Below are 19,193 nucleotides of genomic sequence, written 5' to 3' on the forward strand. Positions count from 1 at the left end.
CAAATCAGTCTAGTGTTCGCGCGGATCGAGCGCATCGCGCAGGCCGTCGCCGAGAAGGTTGAATCCGATCACCACAAGGAAGATCGCTGCACCCGGCCACATGGCCATCCAGGGTGCCTGGGAGAGGAAATTCTTCGCCACGTTGAGCATGGAACCCCAGCTGGCGGCCGGCGGTTGCTGTCCGAGGCCGAGAAAGGAGAGGCTGGCTTCCGCGATGATGGCGGTCGCCACGGTCAGCGTCGCCTGGACGATGATCGGTGCCGTGACATTTGGCAGGATGTAGCGGACCATGATGTCGAGATGGCCGAGCCCGACCGAGCGGGCACCTTCGACATAGTCCTCCTGTTTGACCGCAAGCACCTGGCCGCGCGTCAGCCGCACGAAGATCGGCATGGCGGACAGTCCGATGGCGATCATCGCATTGGTGAGGCTTGGCCCCAGAAAGGCAGCCAGTGCGATCGCCATGATCAGGAAGGGCATGGCGAGAAGCGCCTCGGTGATGCGCGAGATGACGAGATCCACCCAGCCACCGAAATAACCGGCGAGGATGCCGAAGGGAACGCCGATAATGATGGCGATCGCCACGGAGAAGATGCCGGCCATCAGGGAAGCCTGCGCCCCCCAGATCATCCGCGAGAGAATGTCGCGGCCGAGATCATCGGTTCCCAGCCAATGGGCGGCGGACGGCGCCTTGCGGATCGCCGACCAGCTGGTCGCCACCGGATCCGGGATCGGCAGGATCGGCGCGGCAACCGCCAGCAGGGTAAAAAAGAGGATGATGGCAAGTCCGGCGAGCGCGCTGCGGCTCTTTTTCAGCTTGCCCCAGGCGCGGCTTTTTTCGCGCTTTTCAACGCCTGCGGTCTGTTCGATGACAGTCATAGGCTGGCCCTCAGACGCGGGTTGAGGAGAACATAGAGGATATCGGCAATCAGGTTCATCAGGATGAAGCCGACCGCCGTGCACATGACGACGCCCTGTACCACCGCATAATCCCGGTTGAAGACGGCATCGACGATCAGCTTGCCGAAGCCCGGAATGGTAAAGATCTGCTCGGTGAGAACCGCACCGGCCAGAAGCTCGCCGAACAGAAGCGCACTCAACGTCACGACCGGGAGCAGCGCGTTGCGGAAACTGTGGCTGAGGATGACTTCGCGGGGAGAAAGCCCCTTGGCACGGGCCGTGCGGATATAATCCGCCGACAGCACGCTCAGCATCGCCGAACGGGTATGGCGCATCAAGGTGGCGGCAAGGGCGGTGCCGAGCACGAAGGACGGCATGATCATGGTCTGCAGCGAGCGCACCGGATCGACGAAGATCGACTCGTAACCGGAGGCCGGCAGCCAGCCAAGATTGACCGACACCAGCAAGATCAACATGATCCCGAGCCAGAAATTGGGCACTGAGAGCCCTGAGAGCGCCACGATGCTCGCGACATAATCCAGCACCGTGTTCTTCTTGACCGCGGCCAGGATGCCCATCGGCACACCGATCACGAAGGCGAAGATCATCGACATGATGGCAAGCTGGATGGTGACCGGGAGCTTTTCACCGATCAGTTCCAGCACCGGCTGATTGGTGCGCAGCGAAATGCCGAGATCGCCCTTGAGCACGCCGCCCAGCCAGTTCACGTACTGGATCGGGATCGGATCGTTGAGGCGGTATTTTTCCCGCAGCATTTCGAGGACCGCAGGGTCGCGCTCCTCGCCGGCCATGGCCAGCACGGGATCGCCGGGCAAGAGCTTCTGCAGCGAAAAGACGAAGATCGAGATGATCAAAAGCGTCGGGATCGCGACCAGCAGACGCTTTCCGATGAATACAGGCATTGCGCCATCCTTTTCGGGGACTGAGCGAGGAGGCGCCGCAGGCCGAACTCTGCGGCGCCCGGACGGCGTCAGCCGCCCTTCTTCATTCCAACCAGGCGGATCATGCCATCCGGCGATGGTACAAAGCCGGTGACCGACTTGTTGAGCGCCCAGATCCAGGACTGATGGCCGAGATAGATGATCGGCATGTCGTCGTTGAGGATCACGCTTGCCGCGTCATACTTCTGCTTGCGGACCGCATCATCCGTCGAGGCGCGCGCTTCGTTGAGCAGCTTGTCGACGTTCGGGTTGCAGTACTTTGTGTCGTTGATGCCGCCCTTGCAGGTAATGAACTGATGGATGTTCCCATCCGGGTCGACACGGCCGGACCAGTCGGAGCGGCTGAGCTGGTAGTTGCCGCGCGTCTGTTCATCCAGCAGAGTGGCAAATTCCGTCGATTTCAGGCTGACATCGAAACCGGCTTCGGCCACCATCGACTGGACGATCTGCATCATCTGCTGGGCGACCGGGTTGTTGGGGATCTGCATCTCGACCGGCACGCGATCAAAACCGGCTTCCTTCACCAGCGCCTTTGCCTTTTCGACATCACGCGCCGGAACGGGGATCGCCTTGTTGAACCACGGGCTGTTCGGCGGGAAGGGCTGGTTGCCGCCGACGGCCGTGCCTTCATAGACGATCTGGTTCAGCGCATCGCGGTCGATGGCGAGCGAGAAGGCCTGGCGCAGGCGCTTGTCCTTGCCGAAGGGGTTGTCCGCCCGCGGACCGTTGGCGATATTGGCGTAAAGCGCCATATAACCAATGTTGACGACCGCTTCATATTTCAGCTTGGAATCCGACTTCACCGCGTCCGCATCGGTGGCGGCGAGCCGCTCGATCATGTCGAGATCGCCGGAGCGCAGGTTGGCGAGACGCACCGTCGAATCCGGGATCGGCAGGTACGTCACCTTGTCGATGAAGACATTGTCCTTGTTCCAGTAGTCATTGAACTTCTCAAGCACGATGCGATCCTGCTGGACGCGTTCGACGAACTTGAACGGGCCGGCGCAGACGGGCTTCGAGCCGAAATTCGCGCCGAGTTCCTTGGCGGCCTTCGGCGAGACGATCATGCCGGCGCGGTCGGAGAGCTGCGCCAGAAGCGTTACGTCCGGCTTCTTCAGCGTGAAGGTGACTTCCAGCGGACCGGTGGCCTCAACTTTTTCGACCGATGACAATTCGCTCTTGCGGCGCGATTCCGCCATCGTCATGTTGCGTTCGATCGTCGCGACGACGGCTGCCGCATCCATGGTGGTTTCATCGTGGAACTTGACGCCGTCCCTCAACGTCATCGTCAGCTTTAGCCCATCATCGGACCATTTCCAGGCGGTTGCCAGCTGCGGCACGATCTTCAGCTCGGGCGAGACATCGACCAGCTTATCGCACATGGCCGTATAGACGATACGGCCGACGAAGGTACGCGACTGGGCGGGATCAAGCACATCGGCATCATCCTGCAGGCCGATCTTCAGATCGGCCGCCAGGGCGGGCATGGCGGCGAGCGCGCCAAAGGCAAGCGCCGTGGTGAGGCGCAGCAAACGGTTCATGATCATTCTCCTCTGATCTTTGGGTTTTCGTTGACGGGTGCCGGCTTGTGACCTCCGGCTTTCCCTGACGGGCACGAATGCCCGTCCGCATCGTCAGGCCGGTTGGACGTCCTCCTCCGGCATCGCTGTGATCTGCGGGCCATCATGCGAGGTCTCGCGGATCAGCCGTTCCTGCAACATCAGCAGGTGACGGCGCATGGCTTCGGCGGCACGTGCGGGATCGCGCGCAGCAATGGCATCGATGATGTCTTCATGCTGGGCGTAAGCGACGGAAACGCCGTTGCCGCTTCGTGCGCGTTCGCGGATCGCCTGCCAGGCCTCGTCCTGCCGCACATGGTTGATGACATCGAAAATGGTAAGAAACAGCTGGTTGCGGGCACTCTGGGCGATCTGGCGGTGCAACGCGCCATCCCACAATTCGCGTGCATCCGCATCGACACTCTCGCGAATCTTGCGGGCCAGCTCGCGCATGCGAACCAATTCAGACGGCTTGGCCCGCAGAGCGGCAAGCTGCGCGAGCTGCGGCTCGATGCGAAGGCGCACCTCCATGATTTCCATAAAATCCGTGCCGGCAACAATCGCGCCAACATCAGCCGCAAGGCCGCCGGGACGCTGCCCCAGAAAGGTTCCAGCACCCTGCCGGCGCCAGACTTCGCCCTCGGCCTCCAGAACTTCCAGCGCCCGGCGAACGGCACGACGACCGACACCGAGACGCTCGGCCAGCTCCCGCTCCGTCGGCAGCTTGCCATCGGCGCCGAAGCCGCCCTTGCGCAGCATCTCGCGCAGCTTTTCGAGCGCGTAATTGGCATTGTCCGGGTGGGTGGCGTCAGGAACCATAAGCGAACCAATGTGAATATTGGTTCATCTTTTCCGCAAAAACCGACACTGTCAAGCTGAAGTGATGAGCAATTTTTGCGCTGCACAAAAGTTATGCACATGCCGTCTTCGCGCCCGCCCGATTGCCGTCCATGTGGGCGGCGTCTTGAGCCGAGCAGGATCCGGTCGCAGGTGCATTGCAACCACACGCGCGAAGACACATCTAAGGCGCTAGCGCAGCTGAGAGGTGGCGCGAAGGGGGGGGGGGGGACGAAGGAGAGGCACCATGGACGACAGCACATATCCGCCCGAGAACACTCTGCAGTCGGTCTTCGATGCAATCCGGCACTGGCTGATCGAGGAGACGCACGAACAGCGGTATATCGACAATATTCTGGTCGACCTCTGCGAACGCCTGCGGGCGAATGGCGTGCGGCTTGGCCGATGCTCGCTGCATTTCCGCATCAACCACCCGCAATGGCTGGGTGCCCGGCTTCTCTGGCAATCCGGCCTGGCGGAAGCCGATATCGAAATGTTCGAACATGGCATCGAGGACACCCAGTCGTACCGGTCGAGCCCGATGTATGACATCATGAACGGCGCGGCCGAGGTGCGGGAGAAACTTGAAGGGCCGACGGATGCCCTAGCCTACCCGATCCTGGTCGATCTGCGCGCGGAGGGTTTTTCCGAATACATCGCCTGGCCGATGCGGCACACGCTCGGCAAGATCCATATCGTGACCTTTGCCAGCGATGCACCGGACGGTTTTTCCGACGAGGAGGTGCTGGGGCTGAAATCGCTCGTGCCGCTGCTGTCCCTGATTACCGAGGTGCGCATCAAGAACGTACTGGCGCGCACCCTGTTGCAGACCTATGTCGGCCCGCATGCGGGCGAAAAAATCCTCGCCGGAGCTACGCGGCGCGGCAGCGGCGTGACGCTCTCTGCCGTCGTGATGATCTTCGACGTGCGCGATTTCACCGCAATCTCGGATCTGTGGCCGCGCGACGATGTGATCGAGATGCTGAACCAGTGTTTTGACGCACTTGCCGATCCGATCGAGAGCCATGGCGGTGAGATCCTGAAATTCATGGGCGACGGGCTCTTGGCGGTGTTTCCGATGGAAAACGAAAAGGCGCCGGCCGAAGCCTTCGACGCGATCGTCGAAGTCGAACGGGCGATGACGAAGCTCAACGCGCAGCGGCGCGCGGGCAGCCAACCCGAGCTCGGGTATGGCGTCGGCGTGCATTGCGGCGACGTCATGTACGGCAATATCGGCTCGACGAAGCGGCTGGACTTCACCGTCATCGGCCCGACGGTCAACATCGCCTCGCGGCTGGAAGCCCTGACAAAGACCGTGCATCAACCGGTATTGCTGTCGGAAGCCTTTGTGCGCTCCGGCGGTTTTGAAGACCGGGTGGCACGGGCGGGCAGTTTTCCGCTGAGAGGCCTGTCTCAATCGATCGATGTCTTCACACCGATCGGGCTCACTCAGATACCGCGAGCAGAGGTGGCCGGGAGCCCGGCGGCCGAGGCTTCCATCTCCACCTGAACCCGGACGAAGGCGAAGGCCTTTTTCGCACCGTCAACGACCACCTCTTCGTCCGTCGGTGCAAGATCTGCGGCATCGAGGGCCGCAGTAAACTGACGCCAATGCAAAGCCCTACCTTCCGGATGGCCCGCCAGATGGCGGGCGCCGAAGCTTTCGCCAAGATCGAGCGATTTCTGCGCCGCCTTGAACAGAAAGGCCGCGCCGAGATTGGAGCCTTCCGCCACGTAGAGCCAGCCGAGCGCTTCTGCAGGCTCGACCGAAATGGTGCCGGGCGCCTCTGGCTTTGCAAAGCCCAAGTCGGTCAGATCGGCCTCGATTAACGAGAGACGGCAACGCGCGGCAAGATCCGGGAACAAGCGGGCGAGGCCCTCATCGGCATAAAGCGGTGCGATCCTGACGTGGAAGGCCCACTGGATCCGCAGAAACCGGGCATAATGATCGCGGCTGCGGAAGGGATCGAGCGCCATGATCGCCTGGTCCAGCTGTTCATGCACCTGCCGGGTCTCTGCCTTCAGGCGCGCCGCGCGATCGGTTGCGGGGTGAACGGCGGCGGGCATCGGCATGGCTTCTTCTTCAATGACTGGACCTTCGGGCGACCACAGATAGAGCGGCCGCCCGGCGGCGTCCAGATCAGTAGGTCGCCCGTCCTCCGGAGAGATCGAAGACGGCGTCGGTGGTAAAACTGTTTTCTGCCGAAACGAGCCAGGCGACCATGGAGGCGGCCTCCTCCACCTTCAGAAAGCGGCCGCGCGGAATTTTCCCGCGCATATAGTCGATGAATTCCTGCGACAGCTGTTCGAGGATGCGGGTCTGGGCGGTCGCCGGCGTGATGCAGTTGACGGCGATGTCGAAACCGGCCAGTTCCTTGCCGAGCGACTTGGTGAGCCCGATGACGCCCGCCTTGGAGGCCGAATAGGCGGAGGCGTTCGGATTGCCTTCCTTGCCGGCGATCGAGGCGATGTTGACGATTCGGCCGTAATTCTCAGCCTTCATGCCGGGCACCACCACGCGGTTCACATGGAAGGTACCGATCAGGTTGATGTCGATGATCTGGCGGAACATGGCGATGTCATAGGTGTCGAGCGGTGCGGCCGGCCCCGCAATGCCCGCAGAGTTGACAAGGATCGACACCGGCCCGCTCTCGGCGACCGTTGCCGCATAAGCGGCTTCCACGGCGGCATAATCGGTGATGTCGACCGCCGCAACGCGGGCGGCCTCGCCGAGCGCCGAACGCGCCTCCTCCAGCAGGGCTGCATTCATGTCCCACAGGGTGACGGTGGCGCCGGATTCGACGAACCGTTTTGCCATGGCAAAACCGAGGCCTTGCGCGCCGCCGGTGACGACGGCGTGCTGACCCGACAGATCATAGTGATTCATATTGCTATTCCTTCACCGCACCCGTCATCGACGAGACGTAATAATCCACAAAGAACGAGTAGAGGATGACCACCGGCAGCGAGCCGAAGAGAGCGCCGGCCATCAGCGATCCCCATTCGAAAATGTCGCCGCGCACCAGTTCGGTCAGCACGCCGACGGGAACGGTCTTGTTCTCCGACGACTGGATGAAGGTGAGCGCATAGATGAACTCGTTCCAGGACAGCGTGAAGGCAAAGATGCCGGCGGAAATCAGGCCCGGAACCGCGAGCGGCAGGATGATCTTCGTCAGAATCTGCAGCCGGCTTGCGCCATCCACCAGCGCGCTTTCCTCAAGCTCGAAGGGGATCGAGCGGAAATAGCCCATCAGCAGCCAGGTGCAGAAGGGAATGAGGAAGGTCGGATAGGTGAAGATCAACGCCATGCGGCTGTCATAGATGCCGATCTTGAAGACGATGAAGGCGAGCGGAATGAAGAGGATCGACGGCGGCACCAGATAGGCGAGGAAGATCAGAAGGCCGACCGAGCGAGACCCGGTGAAGCGGATACGCTCGATGGCATAGGCGCCGAGCACGGAGGCAAACAGCGACAGGAAGGTCGAGGCGACCGCCACCAGCATCGTGTTCCACAGCCAGCCCGCATAAGAGGTTTCGAACAGCAGGTACTTGATGTGGTCGAGCGTGGCGCCCACCACCCAGAACGGGCTGTAGTTGTCGTAATCCGTCAGCTGGGAATTCGGCTTCACCGCGGTGATCGCCATCCAGTAGAAGGGAAACAAAAGCACGAAGACGAAGACCGCCATCGGCAGGTAGATCGTCACCACCTGGCGCGGCAGGCTGTTGAGATAGGACATGCCCTGGCTGTCATCGGTCAGGACGGAAGGATCGGTTTTGATCTTCGAGGTCATGGTCGTCTCCATCTCAATCCCCTCCGCCCTGCTGCCACTTGCGGCGCTGCAGCCCGAAGAAGGAGAACATGATTGCGGCGAGCAGGAAGGGGATCATGGCAACGGCAATCGCGGCACCTTCGCCCAACTGGCCGCCGGGAATGGCGCGCTGGAAGGAAAGGGTCGCCATCAGATGTGTGGCATTGACCGGCCCGCCCTTGGTCAGGACGTAGATCAGCTGGAAATCGGTGAAGGTGAACAGCACCGAAAAGGTCATGACGACGGCGATGATCGGGGTGAGCATCGGCAGCGTCACGTAGCGGAACCGCTGCCAGCTGGTGGCGCCGTCGAGCGAGGCGGCTTCCTGCAGCGAGGCCGGAATGGTCTGCAGGCCGGCGAGCAGCGAGATTGCCACGAAGGGAATACCGCGCCAGACATTGGCGGCGATGACGGAGGCGCGCGCCGTGTTCGGGTCGCCGAGGAAATTGATCGGCGTATCGATCAGGCCCATCTGGATCAGTGACCAGGAGACGATCGAAAACTGCGAATCGTAGATCCACCAGAAGGCGAGCGCCGATAGCACGGTCGGAACGACCCAGGGGAGAAGCACGATGGCGCGGAAGAAGGACTTGAACGGCAGATGCTGGTTGAGCAGCAGCGCCAGCCAGAGGCCGAGTGCGAACTTCGCCACCGAGGCGACCGTCGTGTAGAGGATGGTGTTGAACACCGAGAGCCAGAAGACCTGATCGCTCCACAGGAAACCGTAGTTCTCCAGCCCGACAAACACACCATCGCGGCCGATCGTCGTATCGGTAAAGCCGAGCCAGACGCCAAGCCCGAGCGGATAGGTGAGGAAACACAAAAGGAAGACGGCTGCCGGCAGCATGAACAGAAAGCCGAGCACGTCGCGGTTGTTGGTCAGCCGGGACCAGAGCGACCGCTCCGGCAGGGCAGAATCCGTCATGGGTGTCATCGTCATGGACATCCGAACTCCAAGAATGAAGGGCCTGAAGGGGTTGCGCGAGCATTTGCCCGCGCAACCCTGATTGCGGCGATGTCAGACGCGGTAGTAGCGGTTGGCGCGCTTTTCCGCCTGGGCCATCGCATCTTCCGGCGTGGCAGCACCGGTCACGGCGGCGGCGAACATGTCGACGAGCACGTAATCGGCCATCACGGCGGCAGAGGCATAACCCAGCGGGCCGGCATACCCGTTCGGACGCAGAGTCTCGGAGGCTTTTGCATAGGGCGCGTGGATCGGGTTTTCCGTCCAGATCGGGTTGCTGGCAAACGCCTTCAGCGGCTGGCAGCAATAGGCGCTCGACCCCTTGATCCAGGCATTCATCTGGTCGGCTTCCATCATGAACTTGATGTAGGCCTTGGCGGCTTCCGGATATTTCGTATGCTTGAAGAGCAGCAGAGAACTGGTCTGGTGCAGTTCGATGCTCTTGCCCACCGGGCCGACGGGGAAGTTGGTGCTGCGCATGTCGGCCGCGATTTCCGCCAGCTTCGGATCATTCTTCGCCGCATAGTAGATCGAGACGCCGTTGGCCGTCAGCGACACCTGGCCGGCGAGGAACGCGCGGTTGTTGTTGATGTCGAGCCAGCTTTCGGTGCCCGGAATGAAGGTGGCGTAGAGTTCCTTGGCGTATTTGATGGCGGCCAGCGTTTCCGGCGAATTGATCGTCACCTTGCCGCTTTCATCCACCATCTTGCCGCCATGGCTCCAGAGCAGCCAGTGGGCGTAGTTGTTGCCATCGCCCACGGCCTTGCCATGCGGGAAGCCGGCCGGCGTGCCCTTGGCCTTCATCGCCTTGGCAAGTTCCAGGAAACCCGCCGTATCCTTCGGGAATTCGCTGAAACCGGCGGCCTTCATGTGGCTGTCACGGTAGACGACGGCATTGCCAATCGCCGTCAGCGGCATGGCAATGAACTTGCCTTCGCGGGTCGCATAACCCTTCACGCCGTCATAAAAGCCGCCATATTTTCCGTCGAGATAGGTGCCGAGTTCAGTGAGATCGACCAGCTTGTCCGGATACTGGTGCGCATCGTCGAACCAGCACATGACAAGATCCGGACCGGAGCCGACGTTTGCGGCCACGGCAGCCTTCGGACGGATATCCTCCCAGCTTTCCTTGTCGACACGCACTTCGACGCCCGTCGCTTCGGTGAACTTCTTCGTGTTGGCAAGCCAGGCTTCTTCGTCACCCTTCACGAAAGGCGACCAGCGCAGCAAGCGAAGGCTGGCGCCGGCCTCCGGCTTGTAGGTCGGCTCTGCCGCATGGACCGGCGACAGACCAAGGCCGGTGAGGCCGCTTGCGCCGACAAGACCGGCGGTGCCGGCCAGGAATGTTCTTCTCTTGATGGTCATGATTTTCCTCCTCCAAAATCGGGACCCTCCTTCGAAGCATCCGCTGTCCCGAGCGGCGAATGCCGGTTCACGCACTGCACTTGAAGCTGGTGCACCGGCGGCTCCTCTTCCGCCGGCGCACTTGCGTTTTTCGTCACCCGGAGATCCGCTCCCCGCTCTTCTGATCGAAGAGGTGGACGTTCACCGGGTCGATGGCGATGGTGATCGCCTCACCCGGGCGGACATCGACGCGCTCGCGGAAAACGCAAGTGACTTCCGCGCCGCCGAAATTGACAACGATCTGCGTCTCGTAACCGGTCGGCTCTATGACGACGACCTCCGCCTGATAGCCGGTGCCATCCAGCCGGATGTATTCGGGCCTGAGCCCATAGATCAGGTCTTTGCCGACCGCGCCCGGAAAACCCCTGGCAAGCGGCAGGCGGTTACCGTCTTCGGCTATGAAGACCCGGTGATTGTCCGGATCGATGCGGCCCTTGATCATGTTCATGGCCGGCGAGCCGATGAAGCCCGCAACGAAGAGATTGTTCGGATTGTCGTAGAGTTCGAGCGGCGTACCCACCTGTTCGACGCGGCCATCATGCATGACGACGATCTTGTCGGCCATGGTCATGGCCTCGATCTGGTCGTGTGTCACGTAGACGGTGGTGGTCTTCAGGCGGTGATGCAGTTCCTTGATCTCGGCACGCATGGCAACGCGCAGCTTCGCATCGAGGTTCGACAGCGGTTCGTCGAACAGGAAGACCTGCGGATCGCGCACGATGGCACGCCCCATGGCGACACGCTGGCGCTGGCCGCCGGAGAGTTGCCGCGGATAACGATCGAGAAGATTGGTCAGCCCCAGGATGCCGGCCGCATAGTTCACCCGCTTGTCGATCTCCGCCTGCGAGGCGGAGGCCAACATCAACGAAAAGGCCATGTTTTTGGCAACCGTCATATGCGGATAAAGCGCATAGTTCTGGAACACCATGGCGATGTCGCGTTCCTTCGGCGGCAGGTGGTTGACCGTCTTGCCGCCGATGCGGATTTCGCCGCCGGAGATGTTTTCCAGTCCCGCCAGCATGCGCAGAAGGGTCGATTTTCCGCAGCCGGACGGGCCGACGAGAATGACGAACTCGCCATCCTGGATATCGATATTCACGCCCTTGATGACGGGAAAGGCGCCGAAGGACTTTTTCACCTCGGCAAATTGTACAGTGGCCATGCGTCTCCTCCCAGAGTGCAATGCAGTAAATCTGTTGGCCCGCCCTTCCCTGGCCTTGCGGGCTCCTCAACACCGCAATGCCGGGACCGGGCGGAAAACCGGCCGCTAACCGCGGCCGACAAAGGGCATCTTGGTCGCCATCACCGTCATGGTCAGCACATTCGCATCGAGTGGCAGGCTGGCCATGTAGACGACGGCATTGGCGATATGCACCGGATCGATCGTCGGCTCGGCGGCAATCGAGCCGTTCGCCTGGATCACCCCGGTCGCGATCCTCTGCGTCATCTCGGTGCCGGCATTACCGATATCGATCTGGCCGCAGGCGATGTCGAAGGGACGGCCATCGAGCGCGGTGGATTTGGTCAGACCCGTGATCGCATGTTTCGTCGCGGTATAGGGGGCCGAATTCGGCCGCGGCGTGGTGGCCGAGATCGAGCCGTTGTTGATGATGCGCCCGCCGCGCGGGGTCTGCGCCTTCATGATGCGCAAGGCCTGCTGGGTGCAGAGGAAGGCGCCGGTGAGATTGGCGCCGACCACCGCATTCCACTGTTCGAAGGTCAGCTCTTCCATCGGCACGCCCGGCGCACTGATGCCGGCATTGTTGACGAGCAGATCCAGGCGGCCGAATTTTTCGACCACGGCATCGAACAGCGCCCTGACCGAGGCCGGATCGCCGACATCGGCGGCCACCGCCTCGACCCGCCCGCCGGTTGCGGCGGCGATCTCCTGTGCCGCTTTCTCCAGCACATCCGCACGGCGGCCGGAAATCACCACCTGATGGCCGGCGGCAGACAGCGCCTGCGCAATCGCCTTTCCGACGCCGGTTCCGCCGCCTGTAACGACGGCGACGCTTTTTGCCTTGTCGGTCGAACCGGTCATCTCAGCGACCCTCCGAGTTCGTCTTCGATGTGGATGCGGATGATCTCGTCAAAGGTTTTTTCCGCCTTGAAGCCGAGGCCTTCGGCACGGCGGGCATCGAAATTCGTCGGCCAGCCGGCGACGATCTTCTCGATCACCGGATCGGACTGGCGGCGGATCAGCGAGACCGCCTTCTCACCGGCGACACGCCGCAAGGCCTCGATTTCTTCGCCAACCAGCGCCGAAAGTCCGGGCATGGTGAGGTTGCGCCGCGGGCCGATGAGGTTCGTATCCATGGTGGCCGCATGCACGAAGAAACCGACAGCCGCGCGCGGGCTGGCAAACCAGTGGCGGACGTTTTCGCTGACCGGCAGCACCGCTTCCTTGCCGGAGAGCGGCTCACGCAGGATGTTGGAGAAGAAGCCGGAGGCCGCTTTGTTCGGCGTGCCGGGACGAATGCAGATGGTGGGCAGGCGAATGCCGACGCCATCAAAAATGCCGCGGCGCGAATAATCCGCCAGCAGCAGTTCGGCAATCGCCTTCTGCGTGCCGTAGCTGGTGAGCGGGGTGGTGAAGAATTCCTCCCCGATCACCTCGTGGAACGGTGCGCCGAAGACGGCAATCGACGAGGCGAAGATGACGCGCGGCACATAGGGTTCGCGCAGACCTTCCTGGCGGATGGCCTCGAAGAGGGCGCGGGTACCGTCGAGGTTGACGGCATAACCTTTGTCGAAATCGGCTTCCGCCTCGCCCGAGACGATGGCGGCGAGATGAATGATGACATCCGGCCGACCGGCCACCAGCTTGTCCGCCGTGCCGGGGGCTGCGAGATCGATGGTCAGCGCGGTGGAGACCGCCTGCAGGCTTTGCGGCACGGCAGGCTCGAAGGCATCCGCCAGCGTCAGGCGGTGAATCTCGCCCCCCAGGATCGCAGGCTCTGCCGCGATTTTTTCCACCAGCTTGCGGCCCACCATTCCGGCGGCACCGATGACCAATACATGCATCTGCGGCTGTCCTCCCTGCCGATCATCTTTTCCCGCCTGCGCGGGTATTTCAAAGTCCGTTCTGCACCGTGCGCCGCTCCTCCAGCGACGGTCTTGCCCGCATCTCCCGTGTCGTCTCGTAAATGCGGGTCAGATGCCCGCGGAAGGCTTCGACCACTGCCTGGCGATCGCGGCGACGCAGCGCATCGACGATCGCGACGTGGTCGTCATAACTGTTTTGCGTGGCTCCCGGGACCGCCATGGCGTGGCGGCGTTGCTCCATCAGGTAGCCGTAGAGATCGACGACAAAATCCGTCAGAAGCGGGTTGCCGCAGGCGCGGTAGATCGCAAGATGAAATTCGCGGTCGCAGATCAGGAAACGCATCGTATCTTCGCCGACCTGCCGCTGTGCCTCCAGCAGTGCATCGAGCTTGGCGAGCAGTTCATCCGTCACGTTATCGACGGCCTGATCAACCACATGCAGTTCAACGAGCAGGCGCGCGCCATGCACGGCCTCGAGATCATAGCGGTCAATGGCACTCGGAGCGGCAATCGTAATCGGCAGATGGCTGAGATCGACCGCCGCCACGCGGCTGCGGCTCCCTTGCGAGACTTCGATGAACCCCTTGGCGGCGAGGATCTGGATCGCGCCGCGGACCGTCTCGCGGCTGACATGCAGCACGTTTGCCAGTTCGCGCTCGCCGGGCAGTTCGTCGCCCGGCCGCAGCATGCCCGTCGCAATCAGCGTCGTCAGCTTATCGGCCACGGCATCACGCGCTGTCTGGCGGGTGATCGATCCGCCAAGCTTCGGGACCTCAGTCAGAATGCCGTCGGTCTTCATGCCCCGCCATCCTCCGTGTGTCCGTCGCCCGACAGCCATTGCCCTCTCGCAACTGGTCTGCTGGACGGACCAGCGGATATGTTGGTAACCAGCCTTCCACCCAGCGTCAATGGCAATTCGTCGCTGCATTGCGGCAGACGCTCTCATCGCAGCACCTCCATCCAGCCGAGGCCGGCATTCGTAGTGCTGCGCGGACGGTATTCGGCACCGATCGGCTTTACATAACCGAGGCCTTCCAGCGCCTTCAGCACGTAACGGTAATCGACTTCGCCCTGGTCCGGCTCGCCCCGATCCGGCACGGCGGCGATCTGGATATGGCCGATGACGGACAGTAGCCGCTCCAGCCGGCGGGTCAGATCGCCCTCCATGATCTGCAGATGGTAACAGTCGAACATCAGCTTGAGATTGTTGCGGCCAACCGCTTCGATGATGCTCAGGGCCTGCGCAGACGTGTTGAGGAAATAACCGGGCGCATCGCGCGTATTGAGCGGTTCGATAAGGATGGTTTTTCCATGCTCGGTCGCCAGCCCGCAGGCAAAATCGAGGTTCTCGATAAAGGTTTGATGCGCCGTCTCCCCTTCCGTCTTCCCGGCCATCACATGGATGTTCGGCGTGCCGATCGCCACCGCGTAATCGACCGCCTGGCGGATCGCCGTGCGCGCCTCGTCCACCCGCTCCGGAATCGCCGCAAGACCATTGTCGCCGGCGGACGGATTGCCGCGGGAGGTGTTGAGTCCCAGCATGACGAGACCCGTTTCCTGCAGGGCGAGGCACAGATCATCGACCGGCACGGCATAGGGCCAATGGCATTCGACCGCATCGAAACCCGCGGCCTTGGCGGCGCGCACAGCATCCGGCAGGGACAGGTCCTGCCACAGAAAGCCGAGATTGGCGGAAAACAGCGTCATCTCAGTCCCACTCCACATCAAAGCTGCGCACGATCTCGCCGATCTGGTTTTCGGTCAGCAGTTTCGGCCTGCGGCCATGGGTGAGAAGCGCAAGTTTTGCCGTCTCCTCCAGCTCCTCCACCGCATAAACCGCCGCTTCGAGGTCCTTGCCTGCCACGACCGGCCCATGATTGGCGAGCATGACCGCCGAGCGTTTGCCGGCGAGACCGCGGATGGCGTCCCCCGTCGCCGGGTCGCCGGGCATGAAATAGGGCAGAAGCTTCACCTTGCCGAGCTTCATGATCGAATAGGCGGTGAGCGGCGGCAGCATGTTGTCCGGATCCACCTCCGGCAGCATGGAGAGCGCCACCGAATGGCAGGAATGCAGGTGCACGACGGCGCCGGTCTTGACCGGCCGGGTTTCGTAGAAAGCGAGATGCAGCGGCATCTCCTTGGTCGGTTTGTCGCCGCCAATCAGCCGACCGTCACGATCGAAAAGCGACAGACGCGCCGGATCGAGCGTGCCGAAGGAGGTGCCGGTGGGCGTCACCAGCAGCCGGCCATCGGACAGAAGCGCCGAAATATTGCCGGACGAACCGCCTGTGAGACCTCGGTCGAAGATCGACTTCGCCATGCGGCAAATGTCCTCGCGCAGTCTTGCCTCTTCGCTCATGCGCCCTCCAACTGCCGGAAGGCATCGCCGAAGAAGGTTTCACCGCCAAAATTGCCGGACTTTAGCGCCAGTGCCACCGGCTGACCCTCGATCGACGCAAAGGTCCACGGCACGCCTGGCGCAATCTCGCGCCCGACCGACAACCGGTTGACGCCAAATGCGCTGGTGACTGCACCGGAAGTTTCGCCGCCGGCGACGACAAACCGGCGGGTGCCGAGATCGAAGGCCTGGCGCGCTAAAGCCGCCAGCGCCTGTTCCACCACCTCGCCAGCCTGCTGGATACCGAGCACCTCCTGCGCGCGGCGCACATCCTCCGGTTCGGCGGTGGCATAGATCAGTTTTGGCGCATCCGGCGCCTGCGCCTTCAGCCAGGCGCTGGCTTCCGCAATCCCCTCCGACGCGAGCCGCAGCGGGTCGAGGCGGAAGCACGCGGCTGCCTGGCTATAAGACGCCACCTGCTTGCGTGTCATGGCCGAGCAGCTGCCGGAGAGCACGATCTGTCCGCCCGTCACGCGGGGAAGTGAAAATCCTCCGCTTGCGGCAGCCAACAGACCGGCAGCAGCCAGAAAGCGTGGCAACGGCATGGCAAGCGCACTGCCGCCGGTGATCAGCGGCAGGTGAAGTGTTGCCTCGGCGATGACGGCAAGATCTTCGTCCGCCACGGCATCAACCACCACATGCGCCACGCCCTGGTGCCTGAGGTCGGCAAGCCGCGCCGTCAGCGCCTCGACGCCGCGCGCAACGACCAGCCGGTTGGCAAGACCAACCTTGCCGCGCACCTGTGGCGAAAGCAGCCGTACGAGGCTTGAATCGCGCATCGGGGTGAGCGGATGGTCCTTCATCGGGCTTTCGTCGAGCGGCTGTTCACCGACGAAAAGATGGCCCATAAAGATACTGCGGCCATTTTCCGGAAAGGCGGGGCAATAGATGGTCTGGTCCGTTCCGAGATCCGCCATCAGCGCTTCCGCCACCGGGCCGATATTGCCATTTGGCGTGCTGTCGAAGGTGGAGCAGTATTTCCAGTAGATGCGCTCGCCCCCCTGCCCGCGCAGCCAGGCGAGCGCCTGCCGGGTTTCCGAGACGGCGGCGTCGACGGGATTCGTGCGGCACTTGAGCGCGATGATCTCGAAGGGAGAAATTTCGCCGGAATCCTCGCCCTCGCGCGGCAGGCCAATGCGCAGCGATACCGGATAACCGCTGCGGGCCAGAAGCCCGGCAAGATCGGTCGCGCCGGTAAAATCGTCGGCAATGGCGCCGAACACGATCCCCATTGCCTACTCCATGCCGGGCAGCACGAGGCCGCTTTTCTGTGCCAGGATTTTTGCCACCGCCGCATCGTCTTCGAGGCCAAGGCCTGCGGCAGACGCCTCCTTGAACAGGGCCAGTGCCGCCGCGCTCAAGGGCGTTTCTCCGCCTTCCCTTTTCGCCTCGTCGGTGACGATGCCGAGATCCTTGACGAAGATGTTGACGGCAGAGCGCGGTGTGTAATCGCCCTCAACGATGTGCGGGCCACGGTTCTCGAACATCCAGGAGGACCCGGCGGAGACGCGGATCACATCGAACACCGTCTGCAGGTCGAGCCCGGCTTTCGCCGCCAGCGTCAGCGCCTCCGCGGCCGCGGCGATATGCACGCCGGCAAGCAGCTGGTTGATCATCTTGACCTTGGAGCCGAGACCGATCTCCTCGCCGAGGCGAAACACCTTGGCGGAAACGGCATCGAGTGCTGCAGCGGCGGCTTCGAAGGCAGCGCTCGGACCCGACCCCATCACGGTGATCTCACCGGAGAGCGCCTTCAGGTGGCCGCCGGAAACCGGCGCGTCAATGACCTGCATGCCGGCGGCCTTGAGCCGGTCGGCAATCTCGACGGTCACGCTTGGGGCCATGGTCACGCAGAGCAGGAAGACCGTACCGGGCCTTGCGGTTGCCACGGCTCCGTCCTCGCCGAACAGCACCTGCTTGGCCTGATCGGAATTGACGACGAAGACGAAAACGACATCGCTTTCGGGTGCATCCTTGGCGCGGGCAAAGGCTTGGCCGCCCTCCCCTTCGAAGCGCGTCAGGACGTCCGGGCGGATATCGATGCCGCTGACACGGAAGCCGGCGCGCAGCAGCGAGACCGCCGCGCCCCACCCCATCGAACCGAGCCCGATGACCGTTGCCGATTGTTGTAACGCCACTCCCATTCCTCCCTCTGGTCGCCGCGCTGAAAATCCGGTATCGATACCGGTATCGGTAACGTAGAAGGGTGAAGCCGCGTTTGTCAACTGGTCCTCGGAAGGATACACCGGTTGAAAGACGCCATGCCCCAGCAGGATAAAAGAGCCATGCGCCGCCCCACGCTTGAAGAAGTCGCTACCGCCGCCGGCGTCAGCAAGATGACGGCGTCACGCGCCCTGCGCGGCGCGCGGGATGTGTCAAAGGACAATATCCTCAAGGTGCGCGAAGCGGCCGAACGCATTGGTTATGTCGGCAACCAGCTGGCGCTCTCGCTCTCGGCGCAGCATACGAACCTGATCGGGGTCGTGGTGCCGACCATGTCGAACGTGGTGTTTCCGGAAGTCCTGTCCGGCATCAGCGCGGTCCTGGAAGGCACCGGCATGCAGGCGGTTTTCGGGCTTTCCGAATACGATGCGACCAAGGAGCGTGAGATCATCCGCAACATGCTCTCCTGGCGTCCGGCCGCGATGATCGTGACCGGCCTCGATCAGCCGGACGACACGACGCGCCTCCTCCGGCAGGCCGGCGTGCCGATCGTCCAGGTGATGGATCTTGACGGCGAGCCGGTGGATTTCAGTGTCGGCCTGTCGCACACGGCGGCCGGCGAGGAGATGGCCGGCGCGCTGATCGCTTCCGGACGGCAGCGTTTCGGGTATGTCGGCAGCGGCCTGGGCCGCGACCTGCGAGCCGCCAAGCGCAAGGCGGGTTTTGAGGCAGGCCTTGCCCGGACGGGGCTGCGGTTCCTGGCGGAGGAGACGGCGCCGGAGCTTTCCTCGCTCGGGCTTGGCAAACGGCTGACGCAGGCACTGTTGGAACGCGAACCGGAAATCGACTGCCTTTATTATTCCAATGACGACATGGCGGCAGGCGGCGCCTTTGCCTGCATGGAACTGGGCATCGCGGTTCCAAGCCGCATCCTGATCGCCGGTTTCAACGGGCTTGACATAGCCCAGGCCCTGCCTTTCAGCATCGCGACCTCCTATTCGCCACGCCGGCAGATGGGTGAGACCGCGGCGCGCCTCGCCCTGCAGGCGATGACGGATGACCGCAAGACCCTTGAGAGGGTCGTCGCTTTCACACCCCGCATCTCGCTGGCCGGCGAATGAGGGGCCGGAACGGGCGGTTCTTCGACTTCAG

The 19,193-nt window shown here is 62.6% G+C and carries 19 protein-coding genes; 2 read left to right on the plus strand and 17 right to left on the minus strand.

All coding sequences use genetic code 11. The annotated features are described in order from the left end of the window. Positions 1-9: 9 nt before the first annotated feature. From OU993_RS16335 to OU993_RS16350, 4 genes are all read right to left on the minus strand, one after another. Complete coding sequence (locus OU993_RS16335) at positions 10-879, minus strand: ABC transporter permease (RefSeq protein WP_268159160.1); 870 nt, start codon at positions 877-879, stop codon at positions 10-12. Next, positions 876-1,823: an ABC transporter permease gene (locus tag OU993_RS16340; RefSeq protein WP_268159162.1), complete on the minus strand. Its 948-nt coding sequence runs from the start codon at positions 1,821-1,823 to the stop codon at positions 876-878. The genes OU993_RS16335 and OU993_RS16340 overlap by 4 nt, the downstream gene beginning before the upstream one ends. A gap of 68 nt (positions 1,824-1,891) precedes the next feature. Beyond that, on the minus strand, positions 1,892-3,403 hold the full coding sequence (locus OU993_RS16345; RefSeq protein ID WP_268159164.1) for an ABC transporter substrate-binding protein: 1,512 nt from the start codon (positions 3,401-3,403) through the stop codon (positions 1,892-1,894). A 93-nt stretch (positions 3,404-3,496) separates the two neighbouring features. After that, a complete protein-coding gene (locus OU993_RS16350) occupies positions 3,497-4,240 on the minus strand; it encodes a FadR/GntR family transcriptional regulator (RefSeq protein WP_268159166.1) in 744 nt (247 codons plus the stop codon). A 265-nt stretch (positions 4,241-4,505) separates the two neighbouring features. Between OU993_RS16350 and OU993_RS16355 the strand changes: the two genes are divergently transcribed. Then, the gene (locus tag OU993_RS16355) at positions 4,506-5,768 is read left to right on the plus strand and encodes an adenylate/guanylate cyclase domain-containing protein (RefSeq protein ID WP_268159168.1); all 1,263 of its coding nucleotides are present in this window, start codon (positions 4,506-4,508) and stop codon (positions 5,766-5,768) included. On the opposite strand, the gene OU993_RS16360 is transcribed toward OU993_RS16355, so the two are convergent. The 13 genes from OU993_RS16360 to ltnD all read right to left on the minus strand — a co-directional run bounded on the left by OU993_RS16360 (position 5,708) and on the right by ltnD (position 18,016). Beyond that, positions 5,708-6,331 (minus strand): biliverdin-producing heme oxygenase, encoded by a 624-nt coding sequence (locus OU993_RS16360; RefSeq protein WP_268159174.1) that lies wholly within the window; start codon positions 6,329-6,331, stop codon positions 5,708-5,710. The two genes, OU993_RS16355 and OU993_RS16360, sit on opposite strands and share 61 nt — an antisense overlap. Before the next feature lie 67 nt (positions 6,332-6,398). Continuing rightward, positions 6,399-7,145, minus strand: a complete 747-nt coding sequence (locus tag OU993_RS16365) for an SDR family NAD(P)-dependent oxidoreductase (RefSeq protein WP_268159175.1) — start codon at positions 7,143-7,145, stop codon at positions 6,399-6,401. Between the two features lie 4 nt (positions 7,146-7,149). Beyond that, positions 7,150-8,049, minus strand: coding sequence for a carbohydrate ABC transporter permease (locus OU993_RS16370; RefSeq protein WP_268159177.1), 900 nt, complete (start codon positions 8,047-8,049; stop codon positions 7,150-7,152). 13 nt (positions 8,050-8,062) lie between these two features. Next, complete coding sequence (locus tag OU993_RS16375) at positions 8,063-9,001, minus strand: carbohydrate ABC transporter permease (protein WP_442792989.1); 939 nt, start codon at positions 8,999-9,001, stop codon at positions 8,063-8,065. An 84-nt stretch (positions 9,002-9,085) separates the two neighbouring features. Further along, a complete protein-coding gene (locus OU993_RS16380; RefSeq protein WP_268159179.1) occupies positions 9,086-10,396 on the minus strand; it encodes an ABC transporter substrate-binding protein in 1,311 nt (436 codons plus the stop codon). A gap of 133 nt (positions 10,397-10,529) precedes the next feature. Next, complete coding sequence (locus tag OU993_RS16385) at positions 10,530-11,597, minus strand: ABC transporter ATP-binding protein (protein ID WP_268159181.1); 1,068 nt, start codon at positions 11,595-11,597, stop codon at positions 10,530-10,532. Between the two features lie 105 nt (positions 11,598-11,702). Next, on the minus strand, positions 11,703-12,476 hold the full coding sequence (locus OU993_RS16390; RefSeq protein ID WP_268159183.1) for an SDR family oxidoreductase: 774 nt from the start codon (positions 12,474-12,476) through the stop codon (positions 11,703-11,705). Beyond that, on the minus strand, positions 12,473-13,459 hold the full coding sequence (gene denD / locus OU993_RS16395) for a D-erythronate dehydrogenase (protein ID WP_268159185.1): 987 nt from the start codon (positions 13,457-13,459) through the stop codon (positions 12,473-12,475). Before denD ends, OU993_RS16390 begins: the two co-directional genes overlap by 4 nt. Positions 13,460-13,508: 49 nt before the next feature. Then, entirely contained in the window at positions 13,509-14,279 is a 771-nt protein-coding gene (locus tag OU993_RS16400; protein ID WP_268159186.1) for a FadR/GntR family transcriptional regulator, read from the minus strand. A 143-nt stretch (positions 14,280-14,422) separates the two neighbouring features. Beyond that, on the minus strand, positions 14,423-15,187 hold the full coding sequence (locus tag OU993_RS16405; protein WP_268159187.1) for a hydroxypyruvate isomerase family protein: 765 nt from the start codon (positions 15,185-15,187) through the stop codon (positions 14,423-14,425). 1 nt (position 15,188) lies between these two features. Then, positions 15,189-15,839 (minus strand): 3-oxo-tetronate 4-phosphate decarboxylase, encoded by a 651-nt coding sequence (gene otnC / locus OU993_RS16410; protein WP_268159190.1) that lies wholly within the window; start codon positions 15,837-15,839, stop codon positions 15,189-15,191. Beyond that, a complete protein-coding gene (gene otnK, locus OU993_RS16415; RefSeq protein ID WP_268159192.1) occupies positions 15,836-17,110 on the minus strand; it encodes a 3-oxo-tetronate kinase in 1,275 nt (424 codons plus the stop codon). Before otnK ends, otnC begins: the two co-directional genes overlap by 4 nt. A 3-nt stretch (positions 17,111-17,113) precedes the next feature. Further along, the gene (gene ltnD, locus OU993_RS16420) at positions 17,114-18,016 is read right to left on the minus strand and encodes an L-threonate dehydrogenase (protein ID WP_442792973.1); all 903 of its coding nucleotides are present in this window, start codon (positions 18,014-18,016) and stop codon (positions 17,114-17,116) included. 147 nt (positions 18,017-18,163) lie between these two features. On the opposite strand from ltnD, the gene OU993_RS16425 reads away from it, so the two are divergent. Then, a complete protein-coding gene (locus tag OU993_RS16425) occupies positions 18,164-19,162 on the plus strand; it encodes a LacI family DNA-binding transcriptional regulator (RefSeq protein WP_268159195.1) in 999 nt (332 codons plus the stop codon). Positions 19,163-19,193 lie beyond the last annotated feature (31 nt).

It is taken from the genome of Rhizobium sp. SL86, assembly GCF_026672545.1.
Classification (GTDB): Bacteria; Pseudomonadota; Alphaproteobacteria; order Rhizobiales; family Rhizobiaceae; genus Neorhizobium.